The 18,886-nt window shown below is 62.0% G+C and carries 24 protein-coding genes and 1 tRNA gene; 1 reads left to right on the forward strand and 24 read right to left on the reverse strand.

Annotation, left to right across the window (positions count from 1 at the left end):
* Nucleotides 1–3: 3 nt before the first annotated feature.
* The 3 genes from ACXR2W_RS02650 to ACXR2W_RS02660 are packed head-to-tail and all read right to left on the reverse strand — an operon-like array spanning nucleotide 4 to nucleotide 2,537.
* Nucleotides 4–426 (reverse strand): hypothetical protein, encoded by a 423-nt coding sequence (locus ACXR2W_RS02650; protein WP_458811658.1) that lies wholly within the window; start codon nucleotides 424–426, stop codon nucleotides 4–6.
* A 26-nt stretch (nucleotides 427–452) separates the two neighbouring features.
* Nucleotides 453–1,460, reverse strand: a complete 1,008-nt coding sequence (locus ACXR2W_RS02655) for a bactofilin family protein (RefSeq protein ID WP_458811660.1) — start codon at nucleotides 1,458–1,460, stop codon at nucleotides 453–455.
* Between the two features lie 3 nt (nucleotides 1,461–1,463).
* Complete coding sequence (locus ACXR2W_RS02660; protein WP_458811661.1) at nucleotides 1,464–2,537, reverse strand: hypothetical protein; 1,074 nt, start codon at nucleotides 2,535–2,537, stop codon at nucleotides 1,464–1,466.
* 41 nt (nucleotides 2,538–2,578) lie between these two features.
* On the opposite strand from ACXR2W_RS02660, the gene ACXR2W_RS02665 reads away from it, so the two are divergent.
* A complete protein-coding gene (locus ACXR2W_RS02665; protein ID WP_458811663.1) occupies nucleotides 2,579–2,809 on the forward strand; it encodes a hypothetical protein in 231 nt (76 codons plus the stop codon).
* Nucleotides 2,810–2,867: 58 nt separating this feature from the next.
* Here ACXR2W_RS02665 and ACXR2W_RS02670 read toward each other — a convergent pair whose 3' ends face one another.
* The 21 genes from ACXR2W_RS02670 to ACXR2W_RS02770 form a co-directional block, all read right to left on the reverse strand.
* Nucleotides 2,868–3,638, reverse strand: a complete 771-nt coding sequence (locus ACXR2W_RS02670) for a phage tail family protein (protein WP_458811665.1) — start codon at nucleotides 3,636–3,638, stop codon at nucleotides 2,868–2,870.
* Nucleotides 3,638–6,715 carry a tape measure protein gene (locus ACXR2W_RS02675; RefSeq protein ID WP_458811667.1) on the reverse strand — a complete coding sequence of 1,026 codons (3,078 nt, stop codon included), beginning with the start codon at nucleotides 6,713–6,715 and terminating at the stop codon, nucleotides 3,638–3,640. The genes ACXR2W_RS02670 and ACXR2W_RS02675 overlap by 1 nt, the downstream gene beginning before the upstream one ends.
* 88 nt (nucleotides 6,716–6,803) lie before the next feature.
* Nucleotides 6,804–7,154: a hypothetical protein gene (locus ACXR2W_RS02680; protein WP_458811668.1), complete on the reverse strand. Its 351-nt coding sequence runs from the start codon at nucleotides 7,152–7,154 to the stop codon at nucleotides 6,804–6,806.
* A 20-nt stretch (nucleotides 7,155–7,174) separates the two neighbouring features.
* Nucleotides 7,175–7,564 carry a hypothetical protein gene (locus ACXR2W_RS02685; RefSeq protein ID WP_458811670.1) on the reverse strand — a complete coding sequence of 130 codons (390 nt, stop codon included), beginning with the start codon at nucleotides 7,562–7,564 and terminating at the stop codon, nucleotides 7,175–7,177.
* A gap of 94 nt (nucleotides 7,565–7,658) precedes the next feature.
* Nucleotides 7,659–8,234 carry a hypothetical protein gene (locus ACXR2W_RS02690; protein ID WP_458811672.1) on the reverse strand — a complete coding sequence of 192 codons (576 nt, stop codon included), beginning with the start codon at nucleotides 8,232–8,234 and terminating at the stop codon, nucleotides 7,659–7,661.
* 72 nt (nucleotides 8,235–8,306) lie between these two features.
* Nucleotides 8,307–8,741 (reverse strand): hypothetical protein, encoded by a 435-nt coding sequence (locus tag ACXR2W_RS02695; protein ID WP_458811674.1) that lies wholly within the window; start codon nucleotides 8,739–8,741, stop codon nucleotides 8,307–8,309.
* A complete protein-coding gene (locus ACXR2W_RS02700) occupies nucleotides 8,738–9,010 on the reverse strand; it encodes a hypothetical protein (protein WP_458811676.1) in 273 nt (90 codons plus the stop codon). Before ACXR2W_RS02700 ends, ACXR2W_RS02695 begins: the two co-directional genes overlap by 4 nt.
* Complete coding sequence (locus ACXR2W_RS02705; protein ID WP_458811678.1) at nucleotides 9,007–9,366, reverse strand: hypothetical protein; 360 nt, start codon at nucleotides 9,364–9,366, stop codon at nucleotides 9,007–9,009. Before ACXR2W_RS02705 ends, ACXR2W_RS02700 begins: the two co-directional genes overlap by 4 nt.
* Nucleotides 9,366–9,755 (reverse strand): hypothetical protein, encoded by a 390-nt coding sequence (locus tag ACXR2W_RS02710; protein ID WP_458811680.1) that lies wholly within the window; start codon nucleotides 9,753–9,755, stop codon nucleotides 9,366–9,368. Before ACXR2W_RS02710 ends, ACXR2W_RS02705 begins: the two co-directional genes overlap by 1 nt.
* Nucleotides 9,756–9,771: 16 nt before the next feature.
* Nucleotides 9,772–10,071 (reverse strand): hypothetical protein, encoded by a 300-nt coding sequence (locus tag ACXR2W_RS02715; protein ID WP_458811681.1) that lies wholly within the window; start codon nucleotides 10,069–10,071, stop codon nucleotides 9,772–9,774.
* Nucleotides 10,071–11,000, reverse strand: coding sequence for a phage major capsid protein (locus ACXR2W_RS02720; RefSeq protein ID WP_458811683.1), 930 nt, complete (start codon nucleotides 10,998–11,000; stop codon nucleotides 10,071–10,073). Before ACXR2W_RS02720 ends, ACXR2W_RS02715 begins: the two co-directional genes overlap by 1 nt.
* 10 nt (nucleotides 11,001–11,010) lie before the next feature.
* The gene (locus ACXR2W_RS02725) at nucleotides 11,011–11,367 is read right to left on the reverse strand and encodes a capsid cement protein (RefSeq protein ID WP_458811685.1); all 357 of its coding nucleotides are present in this window, start codon (nucleotides 11,365–11,367) and stop codon (nucleotides 11,011–11,013) included.
* The gene (locus ACXR2W_RS02730; protein ID WP_458811686.1) at nucleotides 11,364–12,551 is read right to left on the reverse strand and encodes a head maturation protease, ClpP-related; all 1,188 of its coding nucleotides are present in this window, start codon (nucleotides 12,549–12,551) and stop codon (nucleotides 11,364–11,366) included. The genes ACXR2W_RS02725 and ACXR2W_RS02730 overlap by 4 nt, the downstream gene beginning before the upstream one ends.
* On the reverse strand, nucleotides 12,466–13,959 hold the full coding sequence (locus ACXR2W_RS02735; protein ID WP_458811688.1) for a phage portal protein family protein: 1,494 nt from the start codon (nucleotides 13,957–13,959) through the stop codon (nucleotides 12,466–12,468). Before ACXR2W_RS02735 ends, ACXR2W_RS02730 begins: the two co-directional genes overlap by 86 nt.
* A 47-nt stretch (nucleotides 13,960–14,006) precedes the next feature.
* On the reverse strand, nucleotides 14,007–15,635 hold the full coding sequence (locus tag ACXR2W_RS02740; protein WP_458811690.1) for a terminase large subunit domain-containing protein: 1,629 nt from the start codon (nucleotides 15,633–15,635) through the stop codon (nucleotides 14,007–14,009).
* Between the two features lie 70 nt (nucleotides 15,636–15,705).
* Complete coding sequence (locus ACXR2W_RS02745; protein ID WP_458811692.1) at nucleotides 15,706–16,011, reverse strand: hypothetical protein; 306 nt, start codon at nucleotides 16,009–16,011, stop codon at nucleotides 15,706–15,708.
* The gene (locus ACXR2W_RS02750; RefSeq protein ID WP_458811694.1) at nucleotides 15,998–16,549 is read right to left on the reverse strand and encodes a hypothetical protein; all 552 of its coding nucleotides are present in this window, start codon (nucleotides 16,547–16,549) and stop codon (nucleotides 15,998–16,000) included. Before ACXR2W_RS02750 ends, ACXR2W_RS02745 begins: the two co-directional genes overlap by 14 nt.
* A 270-nt stretch (nucleotides 16,550–16,819) precedes the next feature.
* Nucleotides 16,820–16,893 (reverse strand) — tRNA-Met (locus ACXR2W_RS02755).
* A gap of 19 nt (nucleotides 16,894–16,912) precedes the next feature.
* Nucleotides 16,913–17,320: a hypothetical protein gene (locus ACXR2W_RS02760; protein ID WP_458811695.1), complete on the reverse strand. Its 408-nt coding sequence runs from the start codon at nucleotides 17,318–17,320 to the stop codon at nucleotides 16,913–16,915.
* A 15-nt stretch (nucleotides 17,321–17,335) separates the two neighbouring features.
* Nucleotides 17,336–17,644, reverse strand: a complete 309-nt coding sequence (locus ACXR2W_RS02765; RefSeq protein WP_458811697.1) for a hypothetical protein — start codon at nucleotides 17,642–17,644, stop codon at nucleotides 17,336–17,338.
* A 202-nt stretch (nucleotides 17,645–17,846) separates the two neighbouring features.
* Nucleotides 17,847–18,860, reverse strand: coding sequence for a hypothetical protein (locus ACXR2W_RS02770; protein WP_458811699.1), 1,014 nt, complete (start codon nucleotides 18,858–18,860; stop codon nucleotides 17,847–17,849).
* Between the last annotated feature and the right edge of the window lie 26 nt (nucleotides 18,861–18,886).

The raw sequence follows: 18,886 nt of genomic DNA on the forward strand, positions 1-18,886 counted from the left end.
GGTTTAAACCCACTCTCTAACGTCACCCGTAATCGGGTGAATCCAAATAATGTTTTTCCGGTTCACCGGCGGGTATGAGGCTGAATGCCACACATTGGTCACCACTACGCCGCTCATGTCGGCGATCCCACCGCCGCCGATCAAGGCAGTGAAGATCCACTCGCTCCAGCCCATGACAACATCACCGTCGAGCCATTCGCACCGGAGCCGGTATCTTGACCACGGGTCCAGGTCTGCGGACGCGATCAGCTGGACTGTGAAATTCCCGTTCGAGGCTGGGGTGATTTGCACCCGCTTCGCTGCGAGCACGGACCCGCCCGACATGGCTGGCTGCATCGGTTCCACCCACAGCTTCGGTTTAGCTGTAGGGAAGGGTGCGTCGCCGAAGTCTGCGAGCTTGCCCGTATATGCGTAGGTGATCGCCATGAGCTACCGTCCTCTCTCAAAATAAGTCACGACTGCGCCCTGATCGGCCCATAGATTGGTTCTTCGAGCACGAAGTCTGCGCCCGCGCGCTCCGCTTTCACGAGCCATGAAAACCGGCCAGACGGCGGGCCAGTGACCGTGAATGCACCGTCGTCGATGTCACCCCAGTCGGCTACGAAGCCGCGGGCGGTGACGAGCACCGCACGGTTCTCTGGCTTCGTGAGCGCCTCGAAATAGTCAGGTAGCCGCACGACGCATTCGCCGCTGGGTGTCAGTCGTTCTTCACCCCAGTACTCGACCCCCGACACGGGCGACTCGGTAGCGCCATGCCTCAGCAGATGGTCAGGTTTGACCGGGTGCTCGATCAAAAAGTTTTTGATGTTCGCACTAATCGCACCGATAGCGGAGAGGTCAGTGAATGATCCGGCCGCCGCCGTAAAGTACGGCGCGTTGACCACCACGGATCCTGCGGCGTCGAGCGCGAGTACACTCCCCGTCGAAGCAATCCTGCCGCCATGAGACCCAAGACGATCGATCCGCACAGATCCGGCTTCGATATACCCAGACGGGCCCAGGGAGAGGCGGTTCAGCACGTCGACAGAGTTGCCGAACGCGGCCGCGCCTGTGACGTTCAGAGTTCCCGACACTACCGCGGGCCCCGTCACTGTGAGCGGGCCCGTGATCTGAACGGTGCCGGTTATCTTGCCATTGCCATTCATCTCCCACGGCCCGTTCACGAACATTTTGCCGGTCACGGTGCAGTCGCCTGTGATCTGACCCGTCCCCTTGAGATACCACGGCCCCGTCCAGTCGAGCGTGCCCTGCCCGTCGAGCGTGCCCGTGAGGCGCTGCGTACCGGTGACGACGAGCCAGCCCGCCACCTTCGCCGATCCCTCTACGGTGAGCCCCTCATTCGAGAGGATGCGCAGCGACCCCTCAGACACTGACGAGTAGCCGAGCGGGTTACCCACCTCGAGGAGATGCACGCGGCGCATCAGATCCTGCACCAGGCGGTCTAAGTCAAAACTGCCCACGGCTCACCACGTCCTCTCCACTTCAGGCTTGAGTACATGCGTCATGTCGCCCGAGACGCCCGTCACGATCAGGTCGCGGTAATCCTCAAAAATGAAAGGATCATTCACCGTCCAAATCTTGACTCGCGCGCCAGGCTTCATACCCGAGACGTTCCACGACCCGTCAGCCACCAGATTGAAAGCCCAGTCCGTGCCGTGATGCCGGTGACGACGCGCATACTCCTGCCCCGTACGATTCAGACGGCCCACGTCAGATTCGTCCTTCGACGCGACAATGCCTTGCCGTACAGGAATGTCGTACCCGCCAGGGTCAGACGCGAAACCAATCTTCATATCGAGCTCCGAGCCTTTACCGGGCACGATCACCTCAGACACCTGCTGCGTGCCGTCCAAAGTCACCTCAAGATCAGTGACCGGCGACTCCACGCCGTCCTGTGACACCCACTCATACGAGGTACCAGGCAGGTCGGGCAGGCCCACGCGAGTACGCCAGCGCAGCGACCCGTCGCCCGTGAAGTACGGGTCGAAATCGATGATCGCGCCCATGTCCTCGATCCGCACCAGCAGGTCATCGATGCGGGCGAGCTCCCACCTTTTCACGGGCAGCGCGTGCGGCCCGTCAGAATCAGCCGGTTGATCGATAGGTAGCGTCCAGCCGGGCCAGCGCGTGCCGCGGTTCACGATCGACCGGGCGAGCCCCGTCAGAGACTCATTCTGTAGGCCAATGTCGCCGTCCGTATAGCCGCCGACTGGGAACGTCGACCGCACCCTAAAAAGGCTGCGCACGTCGACGTGCTTTATTGTCGCGACACCAGTCGACTGCTTGTAGTGCGACCACACGATCAGGCCCGCATACAGGGGTGGCCCGTCATCCCATGCGATCGCGATAGCGCACTGATTCGGGCGCGTAATATCACGCAGCACCGTTTTTGGTAGCGCCGTCTCCGAGTCGCGCACCATGAACTCATGCTGCCCGTCGCCCGCGCCCGGCGAGCGTGACCAACGCCCCGCAGACGGCTGCACGAAGTGCATGCGCGCACCGGTGAAGATGTTATGAATCGTGAACTGCCACATCATGCTCCCTTCCAAAGTGAGAGCGCCACTGCCACAATGAGCAGATGCTAGAGACTCGCTTGTTCTTCATGGTCCTCACCCCTGACGAGATGGGGCATCAACGGTTTTACGCTCCCGTGATGTTCCATGACGAGGGGTTCATCAAGCAGCAAGGAGAGGGGTGGATTCCAGTCAGCCACACAATGACTCCGACCGAGGGCGGGGCCGTTCTGCTCACAATCATGTGCAACCGAGAGGTCGAAATTCCCGACGCTGGCATTGCCGCTGACGAATAGGCCCGCCTCGTAGCCTGGCTCTGAATGCAGACAAATTCGCTCGCTCATGGTCACTCCCTTACATATATGTGTCGTCGAGAGCGACCGTCATCGAGCCACCCTGAGACAGTTCCATCACCGACGTTTTACCGGGCGGGATCGCCCAGAAACCGGCCTGCCCGAGCACACCCACCTGCAATGCGTTGTTGCGGAACACGCGCCCAGTCCGAAAGTCGATGCGATGCGTCTGCCCGGACGTGAGCGCCTGATTCACTTGCACTACACGATTACCTGGCCCGGTGATCGTGTACGGCGCGGCACGCGGCCCCGTAATCGTGACCACCGGCGACGCAGGAAAATTCCCCATATGGTGCACGTCAACCGTGCCACCAGAGAAAGTGCGCCGCTCGCCATATTTACGCGGGTCAGCACACTCCAAATGAAGCGTGAACTCCGCCCGAGACCGGCCATCATTCAACCCCGCATCTTCGAAACTGGCAGATAACACGCGCACATCAGCACGCAACGTCTGCCCCAAATGCGCCACCGACATAGGCACGGAACCGCCGTCCGCACCGACACCCATAAGAGCATCACGAAACCCGCCCAAATCGAACTCGCTCCGCGCAAACGCATGACCGCGCAGCGTCACCACCCGAGCCTCACGCAACACCGGCAAATCGTAGACACCATGCTGGCCGGGCCGGGAGACCGAATCACGAACGCCAACCACACCGTCATCCCACCCCTCCCAGCCCCCCTTCGCCACAAAGAAACCGTGAAGCTCGCCACCGTCCAGGGGCCTACTCAGCACCTGCACGCCAGGAAAACTAATTCGCAACCGAGCCACTACGCCCCCTTCATCAACTGCGCGAAATCACGCTTCGTCATCTCGACAGCCACAGCCGGATCGAGGTGCGCGAAATTGTTGTTCTGCACCACAGCAGGAACACCGTCAGCACCAGCAGCAGCACCGGTAGACGCGCCAACCCCCACAGGGACAGCAGCACCAACCGACACAGACGCCGACTCCATAGCGCCACGAGCCCGCTTAGCAGCACCCTCAGCCATGCCCACAAGAGAGTCCCCGAGCTCCGGCGCCTCCTTATCGACACCAACAACCGCGCCCCGAACAATGTCGCGACCCGGCTGCATCATCTTCCTGGCAGGCGATTTGATCCCAAAGAAGTCCTTGAAGCCATCGAACGCCGACCCAGCGAGCCCCACAATCGCATCCAGGAGCGCACCGCCCATAGACGCCAGCCCGCTAATAATCCCGTTCACGATCTGCACGCCGAGGTCGAGCCAGTCCACCCCGATCAGACCGTCCCAGATCGCCGAAATGATCTGCGGCAGCATTGCAATAATCTGTGGGATAGCGCCGACGAGCCCGGTAATCAAGGCCACGACTAGCTCAATGCCCGCCGTGATCAGTTGAGGCAGCATCGTCAGCAGTCCGGCCACGAGCTGCAGCACGAGCGTGATCGCCGCCGTGATTAGCTGCGGCAGCGATTCGATTAGACCAGTCACGAGCGCAAGCAGAAGCTGAATGCCACCCTCAATGATGAGCGGCAGATTCTCCATCAGCGCCCCGAGCAGCCCGGTCACGAGATCGATCACAGCCTGCAAGAGAACCGGCAGCGCCTCCAAGATGCCCTGCACGAGCGCCGTCAGCATGCCGACGCCGCCCTCAATCAGGACAGGCAGAGCCGACACGATGCCGGTAATCAGCCCGCCCACGAGCTGCACCGCACCATCTACCAGCAGCGGGATCGCCGCCACCAGACCAGCCAGCAGCACCGGCACCGCACCAGCGAGAGCAGACACCAGAACAGGGATCGCTGACACCAGCCCGTCGACCACCGCGAGCAGCAACGAAACCCCGCCCTCAAGCAGCGCGGGCAGAGCCGACACCAACGCCTCGAGCAGACCAGGCACCAGCTCCGCCACCGCCGCAGCAAGCACCGGAACCAGCGCCCCGACCGTATCGCCCAGCCCACCAAGCAAGGTCGCGAGACCCGCAGCGAGCAACGGCGCATTAGCCACCAAATTATCGACCATCGTCGGCACCAGCGTCGACAGGATCGACCCCACCGACTCCACCAGCCCGCCCATGCCCGAAACTGCGGCATTGACGATGCCGTCGATCATCGACGAGAACTGCGCCGGATCCATCGCCAACATTGCAATCAGCCCGCCACCCGCGAGAAGCGGCGCAAGCCCACCCATCAGGCCGGGCCCGAGCCCAGCAAAAAGTGAGCCAATGACCGGCAATGAGGACAGAAAACTACCCATCAGAGGGATCGCCGCGGCAGCCGCTAGACCCAGCACAGGAGCAAGCTCCTTGACCTTCGCCACGATGCCAGCAACCGCCGACTCGCCCTCCGGCCCGCCCTCCTTAAGCATCTTTCGGAAATTGACGATGCCCTCAGTGAACTTGCGGATCTTCTCGATGCCCGGGCCCACGTTGTCTAGCCCGAAGGCTTCCTTGAGCGGAGCTATGAGATCCTTGGCCAGTAGTACCGCTTGGCGAATCGCTTCCCCGACCGCCTGCACTCCAGGGAATGACTCGAGCATGAGCGCTTCACCGAACTGCGAGAAAGCAGACCTCATGTTTTTCAACGTCGACGTTGTGGTGCCACCCATCTCGATGGCCATGTCGCCCATCGACTCATTGAGCGCAAGCATCACGTCATCAAGCGCGATACCCTCAGTCGCGGCCGCCTTCACCTCATCGACGGTCTTACCCATCGACTCAGCAAGCAAGTTCCAGATCGGAATACGACGCATCTCAAGCTGACTCAGCTCGAGCGTCCCAGCCTTCTGAGACGCCGCCATCTTCCCGACAATGTCGCCGATCTCGCCCAGCTCAGACCCGGTACCAGCAGCAGTGTTCTTAATCGCCGCCATCATGTTGTTGAGCTGCTCGCCCGGCTTCACGCCAGCAACAAGAGCAGAAGCAGCAATGCCAGCCATCTCGCCCGTGGTGTACATCGTGCCGTCGACGGACTCTCTGACATCGTCCATGACTTTGGCGATAACATCGGCCTCGATCTTGAAGCCGCGCATCTTCGCGGTCGCATCCTCGACCGCGGTCAAACGATCAAAACCGCCCTTGATCGAGCCGAGCAGCCCGGCAACGCCAGCAGTTACCGCGCCACCAAGCACGCCGTGGAAAGCCTGCCCAATCGCCGCCGCCGCGCGGCCCGCAGCACCTACCGCCGCAGTAAACCCGCGCCCAAGCGAGCTCGCAATCTGCCCGCCAACCGGGCCGACTGCCCCCAAGACCGTGCGCGCCATACCGGTACCGGCAGACGCCAACACGTTGAAACCGCCCGCACCGCGAGACAGAGCCCCCCGGAAACGCGACACCGCCGACGTCGCCTCACCAAACCCACCCGCCGACGCCTTACCGAACGCCGCCTGCGTAGTAGACAGCGACTGCAAATCAGAGCGCGCCTTAGAAACATGCCCCTTCATCGCCGACCAGAAACCGCCGCCCGCAGACGAACCCGCCTGCGCCGACGCCAACGTCTTCTGCGCCTGCGTCAACCGCCCCATAGCGTCCGTGAGACGCCCCTGCGTAGCCACATGGCCGCGCTGCACCGACGCCAGCCGCTCCTCAGCACGCACCACCTGCGACGAGCCCGCCGCATACTTCGACCGCGCCTCCGCAAGCTGCGCCTCCGCGACCCGAACCTTACCCGCCGCGTCAGACTCAGACAGACGCGCCTTCGCCACCGCCGCAGCCGACGTGCGAACCTCACGCTTCACACCATCCAGTGCCTTCGACACCGAAGACGACTTCTGGAACCCGCGCGCAAAACCACGGCCCGCGAGCCCGCCCGCAACATCACCGCCGCGGCCCATAGCGCGCGAGAACCCGCGAGCACCAGACGCGCCCGCGCCCTTAGCTTCACGATCCACCGCACGCCGGAAACCTTTGAAAGAGGGGATGACCGCAAAGTGACCCGACCCAACCTCCATCGACGCCAAAACAGCCACCCCCTCCAAATCAGCTACGAATCACGGTGTGCTTCGCCAGATACTCCTCAGCGATACGCCGCTCCTCCGCAGACACAACCTCTTGCCCTGCATCAACCGACCACGGGAACGGCACCGCATCAGCGCCCTCTTCAAACGCCGACTTCATGAACGCCCGATAATGCAACGCCCCAATCAGCTCCCCGTAAGAAGCCGTGAACGCCCACCCCGACATCGCCGAAAACAGCTGCGACCCGAACTCACGCAACAACCCGGCGACGAGCGCCACCGCGTCAGCCCACGACACCGACTCCCCCACGTCGTCCCACGACAGCCCGAACCGGGCCCGGAAGTCATACCTGAGCGCGGCCCCATACTCCACCTCTAGGAGCAGGAGCCGAGCTATTCCCCCGGCGTCGCCTTATTGAACTTCTGGAACTCCTTGAAGTACGCCTCCACAAGCGCCATGCCGTCGTCCAGCCACAGTTCGTCCAGCTGCTCCTGCGTCGACGTATCATTCAGCCCGTCAAGCAGCGCGACCAGCTGCTCCATCTCCGACGCGGCCTCTTCCTTCTCCATACGGATCAAGACACGAAGAATCTTCATCTTGAAGCGCAACGGAATGCGGATCTTCCCCTGCTCCTCGTCGCGCCAAATAAACACTTGATCCACGACCGAATGCCGCGGCGCCGTCTCACCCTCGAGCACCGGCAGCGGATCCAGCACCTCCGCTTTAACAGCCGTCTTCTTCACCGCGGGCCTCTTCGGCGCGACCTTCTCTGCTGCAGCCACGCTGCACCTCCAAACCTAAAACCTGAGTACTGGGTAAAAAAGAGCGGGGCCGCGACCCAGAAACACGACCCCGCCCAGCACAACACCGCACCAACTACGGCACGACAACCTCCGGCTCAATCAGCCACTCACCAAAGTGGCCGCCACCGACCGCAGCAGAACGCTCAATCTTGAACGTCACCTCATAGCCGAGGATCGCGCCACGCTCGCTCTTGTCCTCCGTCACCGTGTCCACCGTCGCCAGCCCCGCGACACGGCGCCGAATCGACAGATCCTTGAACACTTCCTCGGTGAACACGACGTACCGGGTCGCATGACCGCCACCATCGAAAACGATGTAGCCGTTCTCGTCCGGCTTCTTGCCCGAGATGATCTCGCGCACCCACGCATTCGTCTGCGCAAGCTTCATCACCAACGTGACATTCGCCAGACCCGACGGCACCGAATAGCCGTCCTCGTACAGCTCCAGCGCGTCGCCGTCCTTCTCCCACGCCCACTGCGGGCCACCGTCCTGCGTACGCAGACCGACACCCTTAAACGCGACATCCAGCACCAGCTCAGCCAACGCACCCTCCACCGGCGTAGGCACCACCGTGCCGAACGGTGCGAGCGCGCACGAACCCGTCACCACAACCTTTACGGCCGACAGATCGTTACCGTTTGCATCCATCCAGAATCACTCCTTCCCAAAACAAAGAAAGCCCCCGGAGTAATCTCCAGAGGCCACAAGCGAGAGCACCACCTACGGCAGCAACTCCCCCACCACAACAACATCGAACGTCGACAAACGGCGCGCCCGAGGATGAACCTCGGGAACCTCCATCGGCCCACGAGAAGCAGACACCGCCGCCACCGGCGACCCGGCACCCGCACGAGCACACGACCGCATCAACGCATGCACAATCCGCGCAAGCTCAATACACTCGCCCGGGCTCTCAGGCGACCCGGCCAGTACAGAGACGCGCAGTGACATGTCCGACAGCCACAAGTCGCCGTCCGTCGACCCAGAGTCGCCGATGACGACGAGGCGGGCCGGGAACTGACCCGACCCCACAACCGGCTCCCGCCGATCCACCTCGACGCCGCGGCACACGTCCTCGGGGCGCTCCGCGAGCTGAGCTCGCAGCCACCCCGTAGCCCATAGCACGACGTCAGGCGCCGCCACCAAGCCGGTCACTTCGTCACCGACCTACCGGCCCGCTGCAGAGTGCCGTGACGAGCCTCAATAGCGAGCGCGCCCGGATCATCATTCACCACACGCACCACCGTGCGCCCAGCACCACGACGAACCTCCACCCGAAACAGGCCCTTATAGGATCCCGTCAGCACCGGCGCCGAAGACACCGCAGCCCCCTCGATCGCCCCACCAACATCCACCAGCGCAGCCTCAAGCTCCCGAGACTTACCCAGCTTCTTAAAGAACGCGTCATTGAACTTCGTCTTCATCCGTTCACCTCCTTCAACGGCACCTCCCGTGCAGGCGTCCACCCCGTAAACGGGTTACGGTTCACCACCGGCACGACATTAACCACGAAGTCAGGCGCCACCGCATCCAACGCAGCAGCCACCCCGTCACCCTTCCGCAAATCAGCATCAGGGTTATCGAGATACAGCGTCACCGTAGCGATCGACCCCAACCGGCCGTCCCCACGCATCTCGACACCGCCCGTCGACTGCAACGACGCGCCCTCGAGCTCCCACGAATCAGCCTCCGACCAAGGGCCAGGAATAGGCCGAACCGGGTTAGCCGGATTCTCGACCATACGCCGACGAAACACGAGCACCGAACCATCAAACTGCATCAGCGCCCCCGCTCCGGCCACGCATCCGCAACCACACCCGGATCCGGAAACCGGCCCACAGGCATGCCCGCAGGCCGACCACCACACAGTGCAGCACACACGCCGCGCAAAGCAGCCCAATGATCAGCCGAGAACGCCGTCCCAACCGACCCATAATCGACGCCGGCAGCACCAATCCGCTGCGACCGCACGAGCGCGTCACCGCGACGAGCCGCAGCAAGGGCAACCTGCTTGAGCGTCACAATCGCACGATTGCGCAGCTCAGCAAGATCGCCCTCGGCGTCGGAGGCTGGGAGCCGATCGAGGCACGGCGCCTCAGTCACCGCGACAGCAATCACCGCCGTAGCAAGATCGCTATCTACACCAGCGAGATCACTCGCTTTCAGCATCCCAGCCCCCTCTCGGCTACTTCGTGGCCGCAGCCTTCGCAGCCGCGTCTTGCTTCGCTTTCTCGGCAGCCTCGGCCTTAGCCTTGGCCTCTGCAGCAGCCTTAGCGTCCGCGGCAGCCTTAGCAGCAGCAGCATCGGCGGCAGGATCAGCAACCTCAACCCGCTCCACCAGGCCCACAGCGATACCGTGCTTGATCGACTCCTCAGTGAATCCCGACGGGATCATCGCCCCCTTATACAGGTACGCCTCGGACTTGTCAGCACGACGCAACACCACAGCTGCACCACACACGCGATACATGAACTTCTTCGCCATTAGAGCCCCGTCCCCGTGATATTCAGGCCAGCGAGCGGATCAAGCACCACAGGCACCGTCACACGACGAGCCGCAGCCTCGTAACCGTCGATGCCCTGGATACGCTCCGACTTCGACTCCACGATGCCAGCGGCGCCCTTCGCCCAATCGGGCGACTGGATATCCTCATCGGCCATGCCGCCGAGATGGTCACGGTCAACCAAGAGCAGATTCGAGCCCTTGTAATTCGGCGACGTCGCCCAAGTGAACCCGAGCGCATCGACCGGCTCACGGCCCGTCATCACGATATTCCCGGCCTCACGAGGCAGCGCCTTGTCATCGATCAGCATGCCAATGAGCTTCGCCCACTTCGCAGGCGGCAGCACCACCGTGTCCAGCTCGAGACCAGTCGCGAGATCAGCACGCTCCTGAGACGCGGCAAGCAGCGTCTCGGCCACCGCGCCCGCCGAGCTCCACGCGGCAGTAGCCGAAAAATTATCGGTCACCTTCGACGCGACCACAGCCATTGCGACCGTGTCCACATGCCGGATCACCGAAGCCGAGATGCGCTTCATGCCACGATCGAAATACGAGCGCCCCTCGCGCGACAGCTTCTCATCCGAGAAACGCGTTCCGAGGCCCCACTTCGTGGTACGCACAGACGAAGCCGCGCCACTATCCATGAGCACCAGCGGGTAGCCCGTCAGCGGATCCAGCGCCTCAGGGTCAGCGCCCGCGAAAAGATCCTCGACGCTCGCGCCCGTCTCGTAGTAGACGCCACCACCAGCAGCGTTGAGCTTCGAGCTGAGCAGGTAGTCAGCGATGAAGCCGAGCTTCGACAACTCCGCAACCTTCGCCGCCACCAGGCGCGGGTTACTGAGGATCCGGTGCAGCTCATCAGTAGTAAGAGTGCCCTCATCATGGGGCACCGGGTAAGTGTAAGACGCCACAGCGCCCTCCTTAGTTCGTCAAGACGTCGATGACGTCACCATCAGCGGCAGCCGCGCTGAGCGCGACACCAAAAACGTTGTCCCCCGCAGAGGCAACCTTGCCGTCAGCCGCCGAAGCGACCTCCGCACCAGCAGCAACCGCGCCAGACGCGACAAGTCGATGCACACCCCCCAACGGGTAGACACCCACCGTCTCGCCCTGCTTCACGTCACGCGACGCCACACCAGCGACCACAGCAACGTCAGCGCCCGCATGCGCCACCGCGCCAGCACCCGAGACGACCAGCACACGGCCACCCGTCAAATCAGCCGACGCCGACAACGTCACCGGCAGACCCGGCGCGTACTTAGGCAGGTAATCACTCACTTCGAACTCCCCTCGATCTTGACGCCCATCTTCGCCAGAAGCGCGTCCTCCTCCGACTCGATACCGTCACTCTTACCGAGCTCCGACACCGGAATAGTGTTCGCAGGCAGAGTCGCGAGCAGCGCCGCAGCGCCCTTCTCGTCCTTCACCAGCGAGGCCAGCCACGTGTCACGCGCAGCCGGAGCGATCCGGCCCTCAGCGACAGCAGCAGCCACGATCCCCTCGCGGCGCGACGTGTTCATCTGCTCGAGTGCCTGAGCACCCGCCGCCGCATTCTGCTGCAGCTCCTCAAACGCAGCACGATCAACCGCGATCACGTTGGCAGGCAGCGCCACAGCCGAAGCCTCAGCGCCGCTCTCGCCGCCCTCACCTTCGCCGCCTTCGTCACCGTCACCTTCCGAACCAGCAGCCTCGACCGCCTCCAGAATGTCCTCATCAGTCGCCTCAGCATCCAAGCCGAGCTGCTCGATGAGATCCTCACGCAGAGCCATCTGCGCCTCCTCTCCATTACTCCCCGGCTTGGTCACCGGGAGAACCTGAGCCGAAGCCCGCGCCACAGGGACACGATTACGCCCCCGGAACCCGAACTTCGACAAATCAAAACTGTTCGATGCGGCAGGCGCATCCGCCCACTCGTCAGCGAGCCCCACGGTCACGGCCTCCTCGGCCGAATACCACGTCTCAGCGCTCATCGCGTCACGCCACTCATCGACCTTGCCGCCCGCACGCTTCACGTACAGGCCCGCGATCGTCGCGTTCATGCGATCCAGCGACTCCGCGTAATCACGCATTGCTGCAGCGTCACCGCCACACCAGCCCCACGCCTCATGAATCATGACCTCCGAGCCGGAGTTCATGACCACACGATCCGCGGCCGTGATGATGAACGACGCCGCAGACGCTGCGAGCCCATCCACCGTGACCTCGACGCGGGCCGGATGACGCGCCAAAGCGTTCATCATCGCGATCCCGTCAAACACGTCACCGCCCGGCGAGTTCACGCGCAGATCAATCACGTCCACGTCAAGCTCGCCGATGTCCTGCACGAACCACGACGCGGGATAACCCCAGCCGCCGATCTCGTCGTACAGGATCACCTCAGCGCGCGACTCGGTTTCTCCGGAATCGCTGCCACCAGCGCTCGCGCGAATGCTGTACCACTTCCGATTCAGCTCCTTCGCCACCGCCCACCTCCTTTTCCTCGTTCGTTACTTCTTGATCAGGCATGCGCTGCGTGCCAGGCGGGTCACCCAAGAGCTCAGCGCCAGAGCGCTCGACGAGCGCTCTGGCTTCTTCTTGGGTCAGCACCGCTTTGTCCGTGGCTAGATACACCTTCTGCGCAGTTTCCGCAGCAAACCGAGCACGCACTTCATCCGAAGCCGTGGCATCCACACCAGCCGCATCACGCACCGGCAGCCCATGCAGCTCACGCACATGCGCCTCCAGCACCTCGTCCGGCGTCACCGCGCCACAATCGATCAGCTCACGAATCGCCGTCGACGTCGCCGGATGCTGCGCACCAATCGGCTCACACAACAACCGCGGTGCTCGCGCACCAGCGCCCCAGTTCAACTCGACCAGATCCTCGACCACATGCCGCTGCGCGACATCAGCGATCTGCCCGGCCACCGCATTCAGCGAGTTCGTGAAGAAATCAGCGAACGTGCTGCCGAGAGCCCACGACCCCGTCTCACTACCGAGGTTCAAGAAGTGAGCGAGCACCGCACGAGCGATCTGCTCATCGTGATACCGAATCGGCTTGTCCGTATCCGGCAGCTTCCCCGAAACCCCAGTGAGCGTGAACTTCGCCCCATGCGGCAATGAGACACCAGCCGTCTCGCCCGCACGGAAAGACTGCGCGACCTCGAGACCATGCGCGATCTGCCCGTCCACCCACTGCTTACGAGCCTCGCCCTTCACAACATCAGGCACAGGCGGCGACTCATACACCGGCACACCCAGTCCGTTACGTTCGACCGTGAGCGCCTGCGCCCGCAGCATCCGATCTTTCAGCAGCCCGTTCTTGTACGCCGACCTGAGCAGCGACGTTCCCGCCCAATTGCCGCCCTCTCGTTCGTTGACATACGCGACGAGACGAGACACCGGCAACGGCTCGTCCTCGCCATACTGCGTGATCGACACCAGCCCACCATCACGCGCCACATCAAACTTAGAGATCGTGCGCGGCGGCCTCCACGCAAGCTTCCGCAGACGAGCACGCCCCGAATCGTCGATCCGGTACACCTGCTCGAAAATCGAATGCCCATACACGAGCTCGAGCAGCGCCAGCCGCAAATGCTCTTCCCACGAGAAACGATCACGCCCCGTGCGCTCCATCTCATCATCAGGGCGCCCCTTCACCGGCAAGCCCAGATCCTCGGCCACCAGATCAACCACTGCAGGATCGCACCCCGTGGGATCCAGCAGCCACCGTCCAGACCGCACAGGCATCGTCACCGCACGCAGCACCGAACCCACCTGCGAATCTTCTTTACGCATCCGATCGAACACGTCAAGCGACAGCGGCCACCGCAGCGCCGGATTCGTCTCATCCTCATCAGCCAGGAACCCCGCCCACGAGGTGACCCCCATATTGACCTGGTAACCCAGCTCTTTCTCGTCAGCCACAGCACCCCCTCTCAAAACGCGGCCGTCAGAATGTTCTGATCGCCCGCCGAACTCGCCACAAAATCGTCAGGACGCAGCACCGCAGGAGCATCAGGCGCATCCGGAACGTCCACAGGCTCTGGCAGATGATCCAAAGCCCACGCAGCCTCAGACAGCGCCACCGCGGGCGCCGCGTCCGTACCTGACCCGACGCGATCCCACACCCGAACCTCATTCAGCTGCTTCGTCATCGCACCCTCAAAACTCATCGCCGCAGCAGGCTGACCCAAATGCCGAATCTTTCGATCCCGCACCATGTCGTGAAAGCCACCAGGCACCGCGCCAAGCGTCGACCCGCCAACCTCGATCACTTCGAAATCGGCCTCGGTAAGCACGTCCACGAACTCACTCGCAGGACAGCCACGCACCTGCACCGCGGCATGCGTCATCGTCGGCCACCGCTCCCGCAGCTCCTCTGCAGCTTTGCCAACCCACAGCATGCCCGGCCGCTGCGCAATCAGCTCCACATGCTTGAGCCCGTCATCGCGCCACCCAGCCACAGCCAGATAGGACCACTTGCGATCAAACGCCGTGTCCACAGCAAGTACGAGCTCCGACCCGTCAGCAATCCGCGACTCCGGATCGGCAAGAGCCCGCCACGCATCCGGAGTGATATGCGGATCAACCTTCGCAGTCACCCACTGGCACAGCACCTCCGTGCGATACCCAGACTCAGCCATCGACGGTGGCATGTCAGCTAAACAAATATCGACAGTCAGCGCGCCATGCCCGATCGATGGGTTGGCCTGCAAGATCGCCTCGACGTCGTCCATCTCGCAGTCAGGCGCCGACCACTCGAACAGACCCACTGAGACGTCATTGCCGTTCGCAAATTCCTCGGCCGAAAGGATCCCGGCCTCCACGTAAGCCTTGAACGATTCGATAGCTTTCAGCCCAACCTCACGCTGCGCCTTAAGAACGACCGCGTTCGGGTCGCCAGCATTCGAGATAGCCCACAACTGGCCGAGGCCACCAAAGCTCTTAAGCGTCTGAGACACCGCATTCCAGGCGCGCCAGTCCTTCTGCTCTCGCGTCTCATCCATCAGCACACGAGCGGCAGGCTTACCTCGCGCATTCGCCGCGGCCCGAATCTCGTAATGCGCCCGATTGCGGGCCACGATCGATTCCTTACCGTTCGTGTCCACGACCTTTGCCGCGCGCTTCTGCAGCGCAGGAATCGCAAGCTCTGCCTCTTCCTCAGTGTCAGGCTGAGGATCGCACCACATCTTCACACCGGCCCACGGCTCACGCGCAATATCAAGGTTCTGAGCTACGCCAACGACTTTGAACCGCACGGGCGGGATCCGCTCCGGGTGCCTGCGCGAGTCCGAGAACAGCCACCAGGCCGTCAGTACCGACCCCAGCAGCGTCTTGCCATTCTGGCGAGCTACAAGCACCACCACGCGGCGGAAACGGTAATCGCCGTTCGGCAGCAGCTCGAGCGCGTGAATCAGCAGCCATTGCTGCCACGGGTAAAGCACGATGCCGAGCACGTCGGCAGCGAATCGTATGACTTCGAACCCCAGCGACGTCTCCGGCGTCAGCTCTCGTAATGGCTTCGTCCAAATCCGAGGCTCAGTCTTGCCAAAATGCTTAGCCACTGACCCCCCTCAAAAACACGAAAAGCCCCGGCATCCGCCGAGGCTCACAAGCGCACTACGCGCCAACCCGTCATTCAAAGAACGATTCAGCAGCATCCGGCTCCACCGGAGCATCTGGGACACCACTCGCCCTATCCTCGGCCCTGACTCGCGGCAACACTTTCGCAGCCGCCACACGCTCCGCAGCACGCTGCAAATCCTTCAACGACGACTGATAGGCACGCACCAAATTCAACGGCCGCTCACTACCCGCCGCATCCATATCTCGCGCGCAATCACGCGCCAACTCCACAATCGCCGCGTCCAAGCCAAGAGCATCAAGATCAGCCGCACGAATCATCCGATTCACCGCAACCAAATGTTTACGAGATGCCACAGGCCCTCCCTTCGAAGGTGGAAACCCGCCAAAACCTCGGGGAGGGAGGAAGAGACACGACGAAGAGTCGGGGTGGGTTGGGGTGGTGCTGGATTTTATTCAGCCTCAGACGCGGTGTTGGGTGGCTGTCGGATTCGGGCTCGGGCTTCTCTGGTGTGGGCTCTACGGGCGCTGGGAGGTTCACTGCGATGAGTGAGCCGCCCATACCGTGTACCACCACCTGTACGTCCCTCACTACGTTGGGCTTCACCCCAGGGATGAGGATGCCCAGCCTTGCCGATCGTCCTCTTGCCCCCGCCCCGGAAATTGCGCGCACTTTGATGCCCGACAGCAGCTCGAGTTCGAGGTTGCCGTTCGGTTTTCGGATCACAGTGGGAACTGCGCGGGCGAGCAGGTCGTCGAACAACGCTTCGACGAGCTCGTTGGACTCACGCAGCGAGCTGCCGACGACGAGCACCTGACCGGCTCCGCCTTCCGCGTCGAGGCGAGCGATCATGCCCGCCGCATCACTGACACTGAACGTATAGATATCCATCACGATCCATCCCCTCGGCTTGGTGCGCAGTTAGATGCGCGATGAGTGACGAGCACGAGCTCGGCGTTGTCCACCATGATCACGTGGGCGTGGCTTCGACTGGTCGTGCAGTTGCAAGCGATCAGCCGAGGCGTCAGGCTCACCGTGAGCCCAGCCCCGCAGTACGGGCAAGCCACCTCTATCTGGTGGGCACCCCCGGTCTTTGTGACCCCGGCCATTGCTCCACCCCCCCCTAAATAAACGGGGCCCCGTTTTGTTTGGGGCCCCGTTTCGTTGCGGCGGCAGGATTCGAACCTGCGACCTCGGGCACATGAAGCCCGCGAGCTACCAAACTGCTCCACGCCACGAAAGCCCACCGCACCGCTATCACCCCGACTGGGGCAGCACCGGCGGCGAGTCATACCAAGCCCGGATCACGTCAGCTGTTCGATCCGGGCGACCATCAGCCTCAGCTCGACGCAAGCACTCATCAATGCCGGGGTCCACCAAGATGAACTCCGCGCCGTAGATGTCGTAACGGCCAAGCTGAAACGCGGTCGGACTGGTGTGGATAATCCACGAGTCACCACCGAGGGCGAGCACTGCGTCGATGGCAGCATCACGAACTTTGAACGCCACAGCCTTGACCCTGCCATCAGCGTTGTGCGACTCAGCAGAACCGAGCGCGCTAGCTATCCGATCAAAGTCGACCACAGGATCATTGCTGCCGCGAAGCTCCCACGCCATAGTGGACTTGCCCGCACACGGAGGCCCGACAAGAATTCTGATCGCCACTTGACACGCCCTCCTCTACTGCACTGCCCCGAACCACTCCCGAGACAGCGACCCCAGATCCGGCCGCGGCAACTCCTCACCGCGCCGAATATTGCATAGACGGTGCGACGCCCGAAAGTTCTCCGGGTCATCACGATGTTGTGGATACGGCTTCCACGGCCAGAAGTGATCCAGATGGAATGCGTAATCGTCAATCGTGCCGTCGGCCTCATAATCGATCAGCTCGGTGCACAACCAGCACGGCGCATCAGCCGCCCGGCTCAGCTCCTTGAACTCGGCCGTGAGCAGCTGCATCCGGCGCGACGAGCGGGACATCTCAACCACGCAAGACCTCCCGCCCGCCTATCTACCGATCCCCATCGAAAGAACCCCGATGCCGATGCACCCCTCGGGCGAGGGCCAGAACAGACAACCGACTGCGCATCTAACGCCAAAGAGGGCACCGGCTCCGCCGGTACCCTCTTTGCGCTACTTTTAACTTAGGCTCCGCCAATAGGCATTTGTCAAATCGGAACTATCGACGTATCTACCCCTCTTGTGCGTATCGACGTACTCTCGACACGAGAAGCGACAAATGATCATCAACAAGTGGCTCGGGACTGCTCAGTGCGTCCAAGGTCGACTGTCCCATCTGGGTAAGTGCGGCCTGCGTGAACTTCTCAGAAGTATCGGTGTTAGTTCCGCTGCTGATCCGAACTAGCCTTGTTGGCCCTAGATCAGTGACCCATTTCGGGAGCTTGGCATACTCGGCCTTAATTATTCGGCCTCCTCGAGTGTCCATCTCGTGACCTCGCTCGATGAATTTAGCGACCAAGTTTTTGTCAGCGACCATGAGACGCGAGAGGCCTTCAATTGCACGCTGCTCCTCCGACATGATTTTCGATTTCAGCGTGCGCCTCATAGTGATTACGGGCGCACGCAAACTAGCCTGTTCCACTTCCCGGTCTACGGATTGCTTGAGTTCGCTGCGCAGTTGAGCGGTTAACTGTTCCGCAACTTCAGCAAAGGTCGCAGTCACGTCGTTTTCATTACCCGGAGTTTTTGTGTCACTGTTCACGATGCTGCTTTTAACAGTCGCCAGTACGTGTTCGATTGTCTCTTGGTTGACCCCGTTGTCAATCACAGTATTGAGTAGTTTCTCAAACGTGTTCTTTTGGGATTCGAGCATCCCGTTTAGGCGTTCATCGAGTTTCTCGAGGGTGCCTTGTGTGTGGGTTGAGAGTTCAGACAAGTCGCGGTAATGCAGGTCGGCGCTATGTGCTTGCGAAGCAGTAACGATTAACTGTGCAGAGAACGACAAGATCGCCAATAGCAGCGCCACTGTGGCAAGCAGGTCTGCTGACGTGGTCGTGACAATGATGATCAGGACCGTTACGGAAGCAAACGCTATCCCTGCGAGCGTCAACGAAATGGTCGACCATTTGATTGTGATGCCCAGTTTAGGTGCATGGCTGCCGTCAGATACAACAGTGTTCGAGCCCAATGCGGTCTCCCATTCAACGAAGGTAAGGATCACTTGTGGTTCACGACCCGTTCCCATCTAAGCGTACTGAGCTCTGCCGTCGC

Source organism: Leucobacter faecis (genome assembly GCF_054456695.2).